Consider the following 15,103-nt stretch of genomic DNA (forward strand, 5'->3'; position numbering starts at 1 on the left):
GCGGTTCGCTCAGGCGCCCTTGCCGGGCTCGAGCATGGTTTCGGGGCGAACCCACTGATCGAACTCCTCGTCGGTCAGGTGGCCGAGTTCGAGCGCCGCTTCGCGCAGGGTCTTGCCTTCGCCGTAGGCCTTCTTGGCGATTTCCGCCGCCTTGTCGTAGCCGATGTGCGGGTTCAGCGCGGTGACCAGCATCAGGCCACGCTCCAGATGCTCGGCCATCCGCTCGGCGTCCGGCTCCATGCCCACCACGCAGTGGGTATTGAAGTTGCGGCAGCCGTCGGCCAGCAGCCGGATCGACTGCAGCACGTTATGGATGATCACCGGCTTGAACACGTTCAACTGCAGGTGGCCCTGGCTGGCGGCGAAGCCGACGGTCATGTCGTTGCCCATCACCTGACAGGCGAGCATCGACAGCGCTTCGGACTGGGTCGGGTTGACCTTGCCCGGCATGATCGAGCTGCCCGGCTCGTTGGCCGGCAGTCTCACTTCGGCAAAGCCCGCGCGCGGGCCGGAGCCGAGCAGGCGCAGGTCGTTGGCGATCTTCATCAGCGCCACGGCGAGGGTCTTCAGCGCGCCGGAGAGCGCCACCAGCGGCTCGTGGCCCGACAGCGCGGCGAACTTGTTCGGCGCCGAGACGAAGGGCAGGCCCGACAGCGCGGCCAGTTCGGCGGCGATGGCCTCGGCGAAGCCGTGCGGCGAGTTCAGCCCGGTGCCCACCGCGGTACCGCCCTGGGCCAGCTCGTACACCGCCGGCAGCGCATTGCGGATGGCCCGCTCGGCGATGTCGAGCTGGGCGACGAAGGCCGAAAGCTCCTGGCCGAAGGTCACCGGCGTGGCGTCCATCATGTGGGTGCGGCCGGTCTTCACCAGCCGGCTGTGGCGTGCCGCCTGCTCGGCCAGGCCGCCGGACAGTTCGGCGATGGCCGGCAGCAGCTGCTCGTGGACGGCCTTGGCCGCCGCGATGTGCATGGCGGTGGGGAAGCAGTCGTTGGAGCTCTGGGCGCGGTTGACGTGGTCGTTCGGATGCACCGGGCTCTTGCCGCCGCGCACGTTGCCGGCCAGTTCATTGGCACGCCCGGCGATGACTTCGTTGACGTTCATGTTGCTCTGGGTGCCGCTGCCGGTCTGCCAGACCACCAGCGGGAACTGGTCGTCGTGCTGGCCGGCCAGCACCTCGTCGGCGGCCTGCTCGATCAGCCGGGCGATGTCCGGCGGCAGTTCGCCGATGCGGTCGTTGACCCGGGCGGCGGCTTTCTTGATCAGCGCCAGCGCGTGCAGCACCGCGATCGGCATGCGCTGGTCGCCGATTTCGAAATTGACCAGCGAACGTTGCGTCTGCGCGCCCCAATAGGCGTTTTCCGGGACTTCGACGGATCCCAGGCTATCGGTTTCGGTACGTGTCATGGACCTCAGCTCCCGGTTGGATGTGGCAGTTTAGGCCGGAATGTGACCGAGCGGTTCCCCTCGGGCCGTTCGGGATCGACCCTGCCGGCGCTTGCCCCACCGCGCCTTGAGGCCGGTGGGGTGAGGGCGTAGAGTGACCCGCCTTGGGGTACCCCTGCCAGAATCGAAGGAAACCGCATGTCCCGACTGCTCACCCTCATGACCGCCTCGCTGCTGACCTTCAGCAGCCTTCAGGTCCACGCCGACGCCCGCAGCCATCAGGCCGATGCCGAGCGTTTCCTGCAGATGGTCCAGGCCGACAAGCTCGCCGTGCCGGTGTACGGGCAGGTGCAGCAGATGTTCGCCCAGCGCTTCGCCCAGCTCGAGGCGCCGGCCGACAAGCAGGCCACGCTGGAGCGCTACGTCGCCAAGGCCGATGCCGAACTGGACAAGGCCATCGGCTGGCCCAAGCTCAAGCCCGAGATCGTCGAGCTCTACACCAGCACCTTCACCGAGCAGGAGCTCAAGGAGCTGATCGCCTTCTACGAGTCTCCGATCGGCAAGAAAATGATGGCGCGCCTGCCCGAGCTCAACGCGCGCTCGGCGCAGCTGACCCAGGTCAAGCTGGAAGCGGCCGTTCCCCCGGTGAACAAGCTGCTCGAAGACATGACCGCCGAACTTCAACCGAAAAAGCCCTGAGGGAGCCCTCGTGATGTCCAAGCGCGACCAGATCGCAGCCGCCCTGCAGGCCATGGAGCCGCAGCACCTGGAGGTGCTCGATGAAAGCCACATGCACAGCCGCGGGCTGGAAACCCACTACAAGGTCATACTGGTGAGCCCGGCGTTCGAGGGGCTGAACGCGGTCAAGCGCCACCAGAAGGTCTACGCGACCCTGGGTGAGCTGATGGGGCAGTTCCATGCCCTGGCGCTGCACACCTACACCCCGGGCGAATGGCAGCAACAGGGCGTGGCGCCCGATTCACCCACCTGCCGTGGCGGCAGCAAGCACGACCTGGCGCACTGAAGCGGCGCACCGGGCAATCCGGTGCGGTCGCCCGCGTCTGGGGTGCGGCGATCGCCGGCAGGACTCGGTCCGGCGCTTTTGCTAGACTGCGCCACCCGCCGGCCCGGAGCCGGCGCCCCGTTGAATCCCGGTCCGCCCTTTGCGAGGGCGACCACTGAGGAAGCCCCATGAGCGATACCATCGTCGTGGCGGCGCTGTACAAGTTCGTCTCCCTGCCGGACTACGTCGCGCTGCGCGAACCCCTGCTGCAAACCCTCCTGGACAACGACATCAAAGGCACGCTGCTGCTGGCCGAAGAAGGCATCAACGGCACCGTCTCGGGCACCCGCGCCGCGATCGACGCGCTGCTCGAATGGCTCAGGCGCGATCCTCGCCTGGCCGATGTCGATCACAAGGAATCCTACTGCGACGCTCAGCCCTTCTACCGGACCAAGGTCAAGCTGAAGAAGGAGATCGTCACCCTCGGCGTGCCGGGCGTGGACCCCAATCAGCGGGTCGGCACCTACGTCGAGCCGCAGGACTGGAACGCGCTGATCGACGATCCCGAGGTGCTGCTGATCGATACCCGCAACGACTACGAAGTGGCGATCGGCACCTTCGAAGGCGCGGTCGATCCGCAGACAAAATCCTTCCGCGAATTCCCCGAGTACGTGCGCAAGCACTACGACCCGGCCCGCCACAAGAAGATCGCCATGTTCTGCACCGGCGGCATTCGCTGCGAGAAGGCCTCCAGCTTCATGCTCGGCGAGGGCTTCGAGGAGGTCTATCACCTCAAGGGCGGCATTCTCAAATATCTGGAGCAGGTGCCCGAGGCCGAAACGCGCTGGCGTGGCGACTGCTTCGTGTTCGACAACCGGGTGACGGTGCGCCATGACCTGTCCGAGGGTGATTACGACCAGTGCCATGCCTGCCGCAACCCGATCTCGGTGGAGAATCGCCAGTCCGAGCACTACGCGCCGGGCATCAGCTGCCCGCATTGCTGGGACAGCCTGAGCGAGAAGACCCGCGCCAGCGCCCGCGAGCGGCAGAAGCAGATCGAGCTGGCCCGCCAGCGTAACCAGCCTCATCCGATCGGCCGCGATCCGCGTCAGGCCGACAGCTGAGAACACCGGTGCGACGGCACCTTCGACACGAGGCAAGGCGATGACAGCTCGGCTGGTGTACGTGATGGACCCGATGTGTTCCTGGTGCTGGGGCTTCGCTCCGGTGCTGGACGCGCTGGCCGGGCAGGCAGAGGCCGCGGGCGTCGGTCTGCATCTCGTGGTGGGCGGCCTGCGCAGCGAGCACAGCCCGATGGATGCGGCCGGGCGCGAGCGTATCCAGTCCTACTGGCGGGCCGTCGAACAGGCCACCGGCCAGCGCTTCGATTACCAGGCGGGCATGCCCGCCGGCTTCGTCTACGACACCGAGAGGGCCTGTCGCGCGCTGGTGGCCGCGCGGCTGCTCGACGTCGCGGCGGTATTGCCGCTGGCCCACGCCATCCAGCAGGCGTTCTACCTGCAGGGGAGCGACACGGGGTCGGCGCCGGTGCTGGTGGACCTGGCCGAGGGCGTCGGGCTGGCGCGCGACGCGTTCGCCGAGCGTTTCGACAGCCTCGAGGCGCTCGAGCAGACCCGCGCCGATTTCGCCTGGGCACAGAACCTCGGCATCGCCGGCTTCCCGACGCTGCTTGCCGAGCGCGACGGCCAGCTCGCGCTGCTCACCAATGGCTACCAGCCGCTGGAGCGTCTGTCGCCCTTGCTGGCGCGCTGGCTGGAGCAGGGCGCCCATGCCTGATCGGTTGAGCTGGGCGGAGATCCGTCGCCTCGCACTGCAGCACCGCAAGTCGCTGATCTTCGCCAACCTGATCGCCGTGCTGGCGACGCTGTGCAGCGTGCCGATTCCGCTGCTGCTGCCGTTGCTGGTGGACGAGGTGTTGCTGGGGCAGGGGGATGCGGCGCTGCGCGTGATGGACCGCCTGTTGCCCGAGGGGTTGCAGAGCGCGGTCGGTTACATCGGCCTGATGTTGCTCCTGACCCTGCTGCTGCGCAGCGCGGCGCTGGTGTTCAGCGTGCTGCAGGCACGGCTGTTCGCGCGGCTGTCGAAGGACATCGTCTATCGCATCCGCGTGCGTCTGATCGAGCGCCTCAAGCGCATCGCCCTGGCCGAATACGAGAGCCTGGGCGGCGGCACCGTGGCCGCGCACCTGGTCACCGATCTGGAGACCATCGACAAGTTCATCGGCGAGACCCTGAGCCGCCTGCTGGTGGCGGTGCTGTCGATCACCGGCACCGCCGCGATCCTGATGTGGATGCACTGGAAGCTGGCCCTGCTGATCCTGCTGTTCAATCCGCTGGTGATCTACGCCACGGTGCAGCTGGGCAAGCGCGTCAAGCACCTGAAGAAACTCGAGAACGACAGCACCTCGCTGTTCACCCAGACGCTGACCGAAACCCTCGACTCGATTCAGGAAGTGCGCGCCAGCAACCGCCAGGGCTTCTTCCTCGGCCGGCTCGGGCTGCGGGCGCGCGAAGTGCGCGACTACGCCGTCGCCTCGCAGTGGAAGACCGATGCCTCCAACCGCGCCAGCGGCCTGCTGTTCCAGTTCGGCATCGACGTGTTCCGCGCCGCGGCGATGCTCACCGTGCTGTTCTCGGACCTGTCCATCGGGCAGATGCTCGCGGTGTTCAGCTACCTCTGGTTCATGATCGGCCCGGTCGAGCAACTGCTCAACCTTCAGTACGGCTATTACGCCGCGGGTGGCGCGCTGAGCCGGATCAACCAGCTGCTGGCGCGTGCCGACGAACCCCGCTACGCCGGCACCCGGAACCCGTTCGAAGGCCGCCGCACCGTCGGCATCGAAGTTGGCGGCCTGCGCTTCTCCTACGGCGAGGAAAGGGTGCTCGAAGGCCTCGACCTGCACATCGAGCCAGGCGAAAAGGTGGCGATCGTCGGTGCCAGCGGCGGCGGCAAGAGCACCCTGGTGCAGTTGCTGCTCGGGCTCTACCAGCCGCAGGCGGGGGAGATCCGCTTCGATGGCGTGCCCCTCGAGCAGATCGGCCTGGACAGGGTGCGCGACAACGTGGCGGTGGTGCTGCAGCACCCTGCGCTGTTCAACGACAGCGTGCGCGCCAACCTCAACATGGGCCGCGAGCGTGACGACGCGGCCTGCTGGCAGGCGCTGGAGATCGCCCAGCTGGCCGAGACCGTCAGGCAGCTGCCGCAGGGGCTGGACAGCATCGTTGGCCGTTCCGGGGTGCGCCTCTCCGGTGGCCAGCGTCAGCGGCTGGCGATCGCCCGGATGATTCTCGCCGACCCCAAGGTGGTGATCCTCGACGAGGCCACCTCGGCCCTCGACGCGGCGACCGAATACGCCTTGCACCAGGCGCTGGCGCGCTTCCTCGAAGGGCGTACCACGCTGATCATCGCCCACCGGCTGTCGGCCGTTAAGCAGGCCGACCGGGTGCTGGTGTTCGACGAGGGGCGCATCGCCGAGCAGGGCGAACATCGTCAGCTGATCGCCGACGGCGGGCTCTACGCCAAGCTCTACGGCAGCGTCCAGCAGCACTGATGACGAGTGCTGCCGGAAGCGACGCCTCCTGGCGGCGCATAGGGTGATGGCATATTGCTTTATCACCATCTTTGATTATGATCCGCCAGGGAATCATGGCGCCTTTTTATTGACGCAAGTCAGCACAGGGCCCGCTTGTTCGTGCTCGGGCCTCAACTTTTGCCGGGTCTGGCCGATGCCTAGTCAATCGCTCCCTTTTCATGGATAGGATCTCAACATGCAGCTTGTCATTCGTGCCTTCGCCAACATGGCGGTGGGAAAGAAGATGCTGCTGGGCTTTGGCCTGGTAATTCTGCTGACACTGGCGGTGGTCGCCACCGGCTTCTTCGCGGTCGACGCGATTCGCTCCCGTGGCGACCAGATGATCGAGGTGTCCAAGGTCAACGCGGCGATCCTCGGCATCCGCGCCCTGGAGCGCGGTTTCGCACTGTCCCGCGACCCCAAGGCCGCCGATGCGCTGCGCCAGCAGCTCCAGGCGCTCAAGGCCGAGATCGATCGCTTGCACGGGGCGGCCGATGCCGGTGAGCAGGCCGCGTTGCGCCAGATCCGCGAGGCGGTGCTCGCCTATGAAAAGCAGTTCGAACGTTACACCCTGCTGCTCGGCAAGGCGGGCGAGGCCCGCGTGGCGATGGGCGAGGCCGCGCTGGAAAGCCGCGATCAGTTCGACACCATCGAGATGGACATGTACGACGAGGTGCGGGTGATGCGCCTGGAAGGCGACCGCCTCAAGGGCAGCGACCCGCTGACTCTGGCGGAAACCGCCTCGGGCCTGAGCAAGCGCATGCTCGATCTGCGCGGCCACGAGAGCCAGTACATCATCGATACCAGCGAGGAGTCGGTGCAGAACTGGCAAGAGATCTATGACGACCTCAGCACCATCGCCCGCAACCTGACCGTCTGGCTGAACGATTCGCAGAAGGAATCCATCGAAGCCGCGCTGGTGGCGCTGGATACCTACCGCAGCAGCTTCGCCAACTTCCGCCAGACCCGTTCCGACCTGATGGCCAGTGAGCGGGAGATGGCCAATCAGTCCCAGGCCGTGATGGCTGCCGCCGACGGTCTGCTGAACAACGCAACGGCCGACGTGCAGCAGGCCCAGGCGCGCTCCTACATGACGCTGTCGGTCATCGGCGTCCTGGCCACCCTCATCGGCATCTTCGCGTCCTTCGTCATCACCCGGCTGATCGTTTCTCCGCTGCGCTACACCGTGGAGCTGGCGCAGAAGGTCGCCGCGGGGGATCTGAGCCAGGCGCAGGTGGCCAGTGGTCGCCGCGACGAGCTGGGCCAGCTGCAGGACGCCATGCAGAGCATGACCGGCAACCTGCGCAGCCTGGTGGGCAGCATCGGCAGCGGCGTCGGCCAGATCGCCACGGCCGCCGACCAGCTGTCGTCGATCACGGCGCAGACCAGCCGCGGCGTGCAGAACCAGCGCGAGGAAACCGAGCAGACCGCCACCGCCATGCACCAGATGGCCGCCACCGTACAGGAAGTGGCCCGCAACGCCGAGCAAGCCTCCGAAGCGGCGCGCCAGGCCGACCGCGAAGCGCGCCAGGGCGACCTGGTGGTGCGCGAGGCGGTCAGCGAAATCGGCAACCTCGCCCATGAAGTCGAGCAGACCGCCGAAGCCATCGTCGCCCTGAACGAGGAAAGCGGGCGCATCGGCAGCGTGCTGGAAGTGATCCGCAGCGTTGCCGAACAGACCAACCTGCTCGCGCTCAACGCCGCCATCGAGGCGGCACGCGCCGGCGAACAGGGCCGCGGCTTCGCGGTGGTGGCCGACGAGGTGCGGGCGCTGGCCATGCGCACCCATACCTCGACCGAGGAAATCGAAGGGTTGATCGCCAACCTCCAGCGCGTCGCGCAGAAGGCGGTGGAAAAGATGGACAGCAGCCGCAGCCTGACCCAGCGCACCGTGACGCTGGCCGGCGAAGCGGGCTCGGCGCTGGGCCGCATCACCGATGCGGTGTCCACCATCGAGCAGATGAACCAGCAGATCGCCGCGGCTGCCGAAGAGCAGAGCGTGGTGGCCGAGACCATCAACGAGAGCGTGACCCGGGTGCGCGACATCGGTGAGCAGAGCGCCACCGCCAGCCACCAGATCGCCGGCTCCAGCGCCGAGCTGGCACGCCTCGGTGGCGATCTCCAGGGTCTGGTCGGTCGCTTCCGGACCTGACGACAGCCTCACCCCGAAAACCCGGCGTTTCGCCGGGTTTTTTCGTTTCGGCCGGTCCTGAACTCCATCGGCCGTCGTCGATCTAGAAAGAGGTCAGGCGCCCGCCAGGCACCTATTGCCGACCTGTTCTGGAACCGCACCATGCCGATGCCTGTTTCCGATACCGATACGCCTGCGCAACGGCGGGCCATGCCATGAGCGCCCCGGCTTCCGGCGAAACCCGGTTGCACCGCGCCATCACCGGCCCGGCGCTGTTCCTGTTCATCCTCGGCGACGTGCTCGGGGCCGGGGTCTATGCCCTGGTCGGCAAGGTCGCGGGCGAGGTGGGCGGCGCGGTCTGGGTGCCGCTGCTCGTCGCGCTCGGTTTCGCCATGCTGACCGCGGCCTCCTACGCCGAACTGGTGACCAAGTACCCCAGGGCCGGCGGTGCGGCGGTGTTCGCCGAACGCGCCTTCGGCAGCCCGCTGGTGTCCTTCCTGGTCGGCTTCTGCATGCTCGCGGCCGGCGTGACCAGCGCGGCGGGCCTCTCACTGGCTTTTTCCGGGGACTACCTCGGTGCCTTTCTCGACACACCGACGGTACCGACGGCGCTGGTGTTCCTGCTCCTGGTGGCGCTGCTCAACGCGCGCGGAATACGGGAGTCGCTGGGCGCCAATGCGGTGATGACGGTGGTGGAGGTGTGCGGGCTGCTGTTCGTGGTGATCCTGGCCGCGCGCTTCGTGCTGTCCGGACAGGGGGAGCCGTCCCGGGTGATGGAATTCACCCCCGGCGTGTCGCCCGCATTCGCGGTGCTGGGGGCGGCGCTGATCGCGTTCTATTCGTTCGTCGGCTTCGAGGTCTCGGCGAACGTCGCCGAAGAGGTCAAGGACGTCCAGCGGGTCTATCCCCGTGCGCTGTTCGGCGCGCTGCTGACCGCGGGACTGATCTACGTGGGCGTGGGCATGGCGGCCACCGCGGTGCTGTCGCCGGAGCGCCTGGGCGATTCATCGGCGCCGTTGCTCGATGTGGTCCGGGCCACCGGCTATGCGGTGCCGGACGGGCTGTTCGCGGTCGTGGCGCTGGTGGCGGTCGCCAATGGCGCCTTGCTCACCATGATCATGTCCAGCCGGCTCGCCTACGGCATGGCGGACCATGGGCTGCTGCCCGATCCGCTGACCCGGGTGCTGCCCCGGCGGCGCACGCCATGGGTGGCGATCGTCGCGACCACCGTGCTGGCCATGCTGCTGACGGTCACCGGGACGCTCGCGGCGCTGGCCGAAACCGTGGTGCTCCTGCTGCTGTTCGTGTTCATCAGCAGCAACGTCGCGGTGCTGGTGCTGCGCAGGGATACCGTCGCCCATCCTCACTTCCGGGCGCCAACCTTCCTGCCGGTGCTGGCGATCGGCTCCTGCCTGCTGCTGCTCTCCCAGCAGAGCGCCGGCACCTGGTTGCGGGCCGGGCTACTGCTGGGGTTGGGCGTCGGCCTGTATGCGCTCAGCCGTTGGCATCGCGGTCGCGCTAGCGCCGCTTGAGCTCGGCCGTCCATTCGGCCAGGGGCACCTCCGGCTGCTGATGCCAGATGCGCTGCCAGAGCACGGCCAGCCGGCTCAGGTCGCCGCGTTCGGCGGGCAGGCGTTCCACGTAGCCGATCGGCTGCCACTGGCCGTCCACGCGCTCGGCCATGGGAAAGCGAAACGGGTGGAAACCGGTCATGCCCAGCCGAAGATCCGTGACCAGCAACTGGTCGTCGATTTCGTCATAGCGCAACACCCCGCCGGTGAACCACATCAGCCGGTGGTGCTGGGTCGAGCGCTCGAGCTGCGCGGCCAGCTCGCCGCCGCGGTCCAGGCGCACCAGCGCCGGCGGCTCGCGGTCGAACCAGCTCACCAGCGCCTCGTAGTAATCGTTGCCATCGACCACCACGGCGCGCCACAACAGGCTGTTGAAGGGCGTCGGGGTGGTGAACACCGTGTCGGGCTCGATGCCCCGGTCGGCCAGCGCCTGGTCGATGCGATGGTCGGCCATCAGCTTGCCGCCGACGGTGAACGCCAGGTACGCGGTGGAAACGCCCAGGGCCACTGCCGGCCAGCGCGCCACGCGCCCGTGGAGCCCGGCGAAGGCGCCGGCGACCACCGCCAGCAGCAGTGGAACGGTGTAGAGCGGATCGATGATGAAAATGGTCGACCAGGCGGTCGGCTGCACCGGAAAGGGCCAGAACAGCTGGGTGCCATAGCTGGTGAAGGCGTCGAGCAACGGATGGGTGATGAGCACCAGCCACAGGGTCAGGAACAGCCGGCCCGTGGTGTAGCCGGCGTTCGGCCAACATCGCCGCACCAGCCAGGTCAGCACGGCCGCCAGGGCGCTGAGCACCAGCAGCGAGTGGCTGAAGCCGCGGTGGTAGGTCATTTCGGCAATGGCGTCGCCGTAGTCGAGCACGACGTCCAGATCGGGAAGGGTGGCCAGGGCGGCCCCGTAGAGCAGCGCCTTGCGTCCCTGCCAGCGGCCCAGCAGCGCACCTTGCACGCTGGCGCCGAGAACAGCCTGGGTGATCGAATCCATACGAGGGTCCGGTGATTGAAGTGGCGCTACCTTAGCCCAGGCGCGAAGGCTCTAGCGCGCACAAAATGCGAAAAGGTATGTCTCGTCAGCCCGGGCATAGCACAATGACCGACGCCTCCGACGTCGAACGAACCGCCATGCTGGAAATCTCCAACGCCGTGCATCTGCCCGATGCCGAAATCGAACTGAACGCCATCCGCGCCCAGGGCGCCGGTGGGCAGAACGTCAACAAGGTCTCCAGCGCCGTGCACCTGCGCTTCGACATCCAGGCCTCGTCGTTGCCGCCGTTCTACAAGGAGCGGCTGCTGGCCCTGCGCGACAGCCGCATCAGCGGCGAAGGCGTGGTGGTGATCAAGGCCCAGCAGTACCGCACCCAGGAGCAGAACCGCGCCGATGCGCTGGAGCGTCTGGCCGAGCTGATCCGCAGCGTGACCCGGGTGGAAAAGGCGCGACGCCCGACCAAGCCGACCCTGGGCTCGAAAAAGCGCCGCCTGGAGGGCAAGAGCAAGCGCGGCGCGATCAAGGCCGGCCGCGGCAAGGTCGATTTCTGAGGGCGCTCCCTTGCCTCTGGCCGGCCGCGACGCACGCTTTCAGGCCTGGTGCTTGACCGGCTCCGGCTCCGCTTCCGCATACGCCGTCTGGGCTTCTTCTCCGGCTTCGTGCGGCTGGGCGTCATGGTCGACTTCGGGCGTGTCGGGCATCAGTTCGAGCACCGTGGGACTGGTGCGCAGCATCGGCGTGAAGTGCCCGTGCGGTTCGGTGAGCAGGTCGAACACGCGGCGCGAGCGGTAGAACGAGTAGAGCGCCAGAAAGCCGAGGGTGACGGCGAAGAAGACCGGCAGGGCAATGGCGCCGAAGAGCGTCATCAGGCCGCCTGCCACCACCGGGCCGAACGCCGCGCCGAAGCCGTTGGCCAGCAGCAGCCCGCTGGAGCCGGAGAGGATTTCGTCGGGATGCAGCTGGTCGACCATCTGCGCCACGGCGATCGAATAGATGGAAAACGCCAGCCCGCCCCAGATGAACATCAACCCGAGCAGCAGCGGGCCGGCGGTGAGCAGGCTCATGCCGACCGCCAGCACCACGGCCAGGGCGACCACCCAGAGCATCACCAGGCGCCTGTCGTGGGTGTCGGAGAACAGCCCGATCGGCCACTGCAGGACGGCGCCTCCGAGGATCGTCACGCTCATCATCAGGCCCACGCCGGCCGCGTCGAAGCCGACCTGGCCGGCATAGACCGGCGCCAGCCCCCAGAACCCGCCGAGCGCAAGGCCCGAAATACCGGCGGCCATCAGTGGCAGCGGGGCGATACGCGCCAGTTGCAGCAGGTCGGTGCTGGGCACGTCGGGAAGGGTGGGCTGTGCCTGGCGGGTCAGGGTGATCGGCATCAGCGCGCTGCAGATCAGGATCGCGGCGAGGGCGAAGAGGGTGAACTGCAGCGGGCTGTCGAGGCTCAGCAATTGCTGGGCGAGGGCCAGCGCGCCCAGGTTGACCGCCATGTAGAGGGCGAACACCTGGCCGCGCTTGTCGCCGCTGACCTGCGCGTTGAGCCAGCTCTCGATGACCATGTAGAGGGTCACCAGGGCGATGCCGTAGAGCACGCGCAGCACCAGCCAAACCCAGGGATTGACGATCAGCACGTGAAGCAGCGCGGCGATCGCGGCCAGGGCGGCATAGAAGGCGAAGGTGCGAATGTGGCCGACGCGGCGGATCAGCGAAGGCGCGAGCCAGGTGCCGACCAGGAAGCCGGCGAAGTAGCCGGACATCAGCATGCCGATCAGGCCGGTCGAGTAGCCTTCGGCGACGCCGCGAAGGGTCAGGAGGGTATTCAGCAGACCATGGCCGAGCAGCAGCAAGGCCACTCCACCCAGCAAGGAACCGATGGGGGCAAGTAAAGAGCTCATGAAACTACCTAAGCAAATGTGTCCGTGGTGACAAGTTGCCCATTGCCGCAGGCGTCCGTGCGAGAGCGGTAACGTGGCCAATTGTAGGGGAACGCAGCGCCGACGGCGCCCTTTCTCCAGGCTTGGGCAGCAATTGGCCGTCAGGATTCCAAGGGGCTGCCCCTTATCAGTGCATCGTGGTGCCTGATCGCCTCGTTCAGCCGGTCGACGGCGGCGCCGATCTCGGCCTGGTCGAGCGGATCGGACAGCGAGGCCATGGCCTGGCCGATGACCGCCGCCGCATGGCGCAGCAGCACTGCTTCGTGGGCCGCGCCGGGGTTGCAGAACAGCAGGTTCTTGTACGCCTGCAGCAGGTTGAGCATCACCTGCACGTCCTCTTTGCCGTAGGTGCACAGCGGGCCGAAGATGGCATGCAGCATCCGGTGCAGGTCCAGTTCGCGAAAGTACAGCCGCGCCGGCTGGTCGGGCAGGGGCGCGATGTCGAAGTCCGGCAGCTTCAGGCGCTCCGAGAAGAGCACGCTGAGCATGTCGGTCGCCTTGATGGCCGTGCCCGGGTCGTTGATGCCCGGGCTCAGCGCCTTGGTCGCGATCTCCGTCATCTGCTTGAAGCCGAAGAAGAAGTGGTGGCTGGCGTACTCCTCGACGAAGAAGTCGAAGCAGTCCAGCAGCGCGTCCACGGTTTCCTCGTCGGCGTGCCGGCTCAGCCTGAAAAGCGGGTGCCCGGGCATGACGAAGAACCCGAAGTGCACGCGTACCGTCATCTTCAGGTCGTGGCGGCAGAGCAGGTCGTTGGCGGCGTCCAGGTTGAGCGCCTTGAAGTAGCCGCTGCGACGGGAGCTGACCACCATCCACTGGTCGTCGTCCGGCCATTGGGGGCGTTGCGGCTGCCGCTCCAGGTTTTGCTGCTGGCGCAGCAGCTCCTGGCGGGTGTTCTTGAAGATGCCGTGGAGGATGTAGTCGACCTGGATCGATTGCGAGATCCCGCGGATGAAAGCGATGAACAGGCAGAGGCTGATGATCCCGAGCGCCAGCGCGACGAAGATGCCGAGGCTCGGGATGGTGATGTCCTCGCCTTCCTGGATGGTCAGGATCAGCAGCAGCGAATCGATGATCGTGCCCAGGTAGAAGCCGAGGATGATCTGGTGGCTGCGGCTGCTGATCAGGCTCGGGATAACCCGGGGGGAGAGCGTGGAGGAGGCCGAGTTCAGCACCACCATGACCATGCTGAAGCTGAACACCATCAGCGAGATGATGCCGCCCACCAGGGTGCCGAGAATCAAGCGCGCGTTGTCGGCGTCGTTCACCAGCCCGAGCCTCACGTCTTCCTTGTACGGCTGCAGCCAGGTCATCTCCAGCACGATGCTTATGACGCAAAGCAGCACCAGGGCGAGGGTGATCAGCGCGGGCACGAAGGCGATGCTGCTGACGATGCGCTGATAGAGGCGAAACAGTCGGTTGTTCGTCGCTGCCATGACCTTCTCGGTTCGGCCTTCTGGCCGCTGGGTGAGGAGCAAGAGCTTGTGCCCTTTGGCAGTGGCGCCGGACGAATGTTCGCTCCCGACCGGACGATGCGTCAGACCGCGTCCGGCGCCAACGTCGCGATCAGCGCCCGCACGCTGCCGGGCAGGGCGTCCAGTTCGCGGACCAGGATGCTGCGTTCGCGCACCGCCCAGGGTTCGTCCAGGGACACGGTGGCCAGCTGCATGGTGCGGCTGTGCCGCCGCGCCGCCGACTCGGGAATGATGCCGATGCCGACGCCGGCTTCGATCATCCGGCAGATGGCCTCGAAGCTGGACATCTGGATGCGCAGCGAAAGCGTCTCGCCGAGGCGCTCGACCTGGTCGCGCAGGAAGCTGAGCAGCGTGCTGCCTTCGTGCAGGCCGATGTGCTGGTAGGCCAGCGTCTGTCGCAGGCTCACCTGCTTTTCGGTGGCCAGCGGATGGCCGATCGGCAGCGCCAGCAGCAGCCGGTCGGTGCTGAAGTGCATCACCTGCAGGCCGCTGGCTTCCACGGGGCCGGCGATGATGCCGAGGTCGGCCGCGCCGTCGAGCACGCCACGCACGATGTCGCGCGAGAGCCGCTCCTGCAGGTCGACGCTGACGCCCGGACGAGCGGCGAGGAAGCCGGCAAGGATCTCCGGCAGGAATTCGGTCACCGCCGTGGTGTTGGCGAAGATGCGGATATGCCCGGCGGCGTCGGTCCCGTAGTCGGTGAACTCGCTCTTCAGGTAATCGACCTGGCGCAGGATCAGCCGCGCGTGCTGCAGCAACCGGTGGCCCGCGGGCGTCAGCTCCACGCCACGGCTGTCGCGGTAGAGCAGGCGGGTGCCGAGCTGCCCTTCGAGCGTCTTGATCCGGGCGCTGGCCGCCGCCGGCGAGAGGTGCGCGCGGCGGGCGCCCTGGGTCAGGCTCGGCGACTCGGCGATATGGATGAAAAGGCGCAGGTCGGCCAGATCGAAATGCATGCTCGTTGTCCTCACAACCCTGTGGTGGGCGTTCAGTTTATACGAACGCCGGTGTCATGAATTACAAATT

13 protein-coding genes are annotated in these 15,103 nt (G+C 67.1%); 8 read left to right on the forward strand and 5 right to left on the reverse strand.

Annotation, left to right across the window (positions count from 1 at the left end):
• Positions 1–9: 9 nt before the first annotated feature.
• Positions 10–1,404 carry a class II fumarate hydratase gene (locus DN824_RS04655; RefSeq protein WP_138407173.1) on the reverse strand — a complete coding sequence of 465 codons (1,395 nt, stop codon included), beginning with the start codon at positions 1,402–1,404 and terminating at the stop codon, positions 10–12.
• Positions 1,405–1,581: 177 nt separating this feature from the next.
• Here DN824_RS04655 and DN824_RS04660 point away from each other — a divergent pair, with 177 nt between their 5' ends.
• The 7 genes from DN824_RS04660 (at position 1,582) to DN824_RS04690 (ending at position 9,641) form a co-directional block, all read left to right on the forward strand.
• Positions 1,582–2,082 carry a DUF2059 domain-containing protein gene (locus DN824_RS04660; RefSeq protein WP_138407174.1) on the forward strand — a complete coding sequence of 167 codons (501 nt, stop codon included), beginning with the start codon at positions 1,582–1,584 and terminating at the stop codon, positions 2,080–2,082.
• A gap of 13 nt (positions 2,083–2,095) precedes the next feature.
• Positions 2,096–2,407, forward strand: a complete 312-nt coding sequence (locus tag DN824_RS04665) for a BolA family protein (RefSeq protein ID WP_138407175.1) — start codon at positions 2,096–2,098, stop codon at positions 2,405–2,407.
• A 167-nt stretch (positions 2,408–2,574) separates the two neighbouring features.
• Positions 2,575–3,510 carry an oxygen-dependent tRNA uridine(34) hydroxylase TrhO gene (trhO, locus tag DN824_RS04670; protein ID WP_138407176.1) on the forward strand — a complete coding sequence of 312 codons (936 nt, stop codon included), beginning with the start codon at positions 2,575–2,577 and terminating at the stop codon, positions 3,508–3,510.
• Between the two features lie 40 nt (positions 3,511–3,550).
• Positions 3,551–4,183, forward strand: coding sequence for a DsbA family protein (locus DN824_RS04675; RefSeq protein ID WP_138407177.1), 633 nt, complete (start codon positions 3,551–3,553; stop codon positions 4,181–4,183).
• On the forward strand, positions 4,176–5,957 hold the full coding sequence (locus tag DN824_RS04680) for an ABC transporter ATP-binding protein (protein ID WP_138407178.1): 1,782 nt from the start codon (positions 4,176–4,178) through the stop codon (positions 5,955–5,957). The genes DN824_RS04675 and DN824_RS04680 overlap by 8 nt, the downstream gene beginning before the upstream one ends.
• Positions 5,958–6,174: 217 nt before the next feature.
• Positions 6,175–8,130: a HAMP domain-containing methyl-accepting chemotaxis protein gene (locus tag DN824_RS04685; RefSeq protein WP_138407179.1), complete on the forward strand. Its 1,956-nt coding sequence runs from the start codon at positions 6,175–6,177 to the stop codon at positions 8,128–8,130.
• Between the two features lie 194 nt (positions 8,131–8,324).
• Positions 8,325–9,641, forward strand: a complete 1,317-nt coding sequence (locus DN824_RS04690) for an APC family permease (RefSeq protein WP_138407180.1) — start codon at positions 8,325–8,327, stop codon at positions 9,639–9,641.
• On the opposite strand, the gene DN824_RS04695 is transcribed toward DN824_RS04690, so the two are convergent.
• On the reverse strand, positions 9,628–10,668 hold the full coding sequence (locus tag DN824_RS04695) for a metal-dependent hydrolase (RefSeq protein ID WP_138407181.1): 1,041 nt from the start codon (positions 10,666–10,668) through the stop codon (positions 9,628–9,630). The genes DN824_RS04690 and DN824_RS04695 overlap by 14 nt on opposite strands.
• A gap of 137 nt (positions 10,669–10,805) precedes the next feature.
• Between DN824_RS04695 and arfB the strand changes: the two genes are divergently transcribed.
• Positions 10,806–11,219: an alternative ribosome rescue aminoacyl-tRNA hydrolase ArfB gene (arfB, locus tag DN824_RS04700; RefSeq protein ID WP_138407248.1), complete on the forward strand. Its 414-nt coding sequence runs from the start codon at positions 10,806–10,808 to the stop codon at positions 11,217–11,219.
• Positions 11,220–11,258: 39 nt separating this feature from the next.
• Here the strand turns inward: arfB and DN824_RS04705 are convergent, their stop codons facing one another.
• The 3 genes from DN824_RS04705 to DN824_RS04715 form a co-directional block, all read right to left on the reverse strand.
• Positions 11,259–12,569, reverse strand: coding sequence for an MFS transporter (locus DN824_RS04705; protein WP_138407182.1), 1,311 nt, complete (start codon positions 12,567–12,569; stop codon positions 11,259–11,261).
• A gap of 140 nt (positions 12,570–12,709) precedes the next feature.
• Positions 12,710–14,041 carry a DUF2254 domain-containing protein gene (locus tag DN824_RS04710; protein WP_138407183.1) on the reverse strand — a complete coding sequence of 444 codons (1,332 nt, stop codon included), beginning with the start codon at positions 14,039–14,041 and terminating at the stop codon, positions 12,710–12,712.
• A gap of 101 nt (positions 14,042–14,142) precedes the next feature.
• Positions 14,143–15,033 (reverse strand): LysR family transcriptional regulator, encoded by an 891-nt coding sequence (locus tag DN824_RS04715; protein ID WP_138407184.1) that lies wholly within the window; start codon positions 15,031–15,033, stop codon positions 14,143–14,145.
• Between the last annotated feature and the right edge of the window lie 70 nt (positions 15,034–15,103).

The sequence above is a fragment of the Stutzerimonas nosocomialis genome, assembly GCF_005876855.1.
GTDB classification, from domain to species: domain Bacteria; phylum Pseudomonadota; class Gammaproteobacteria; order Pseudomonadales; family Pseudomonadaceae; genus Stutzerimonas; species Stutzerimonas nosocomialis.